This is a genomic window from Glycomyces sp. L485, from assembly GCF_022548875.1.
Lineage (GTDB): Bacteria > Actinomycetota > Actinomycetes > Mycobacteriales > Micromonosporaceae > Glycomyces.
Genome location: NZ_JAKZEW010000133.1, coordinates 1 through 233, shown reverse-complemented (window position 1 = coordinate 233; position 233 = coordinate 1). Strand labels below are relative to the sequence as shown.

Here is a 233-nt window from a genome sequence, read left to right as displayed (position 1 = left end):
GAGCCATTTGCATGTTTCACCTCTACTCAATATTTTTGATGTCCCTGTTCAACTGCCGCAAATGAATATTGGAATTTATTGGCATAAAAACTTAATGGACAATAAAAGAAACCATTTTTTAAGAAACGAAATTTATAAAATTTTTACTTAGGCTATTTTATGAAATTTAAAAAAATCGAAGTTCTAAGTTAGTTCCTGTATTGACTGTCATTTGGAACCTCTAAACAACCAAC

The 233-nt window shown here is 29.6% G+C and carries 1 pseudogene; it reads left to right on the top strand.

The window, feature by feature from the left end:
- Positions 1–151: pseudogene (locus L0U85_RS21540) on the top strand (LysR family transcriptional regulator); the annotation flags it as partial.
- Positions 152–233: the final 82 nt, after the last annotated feature.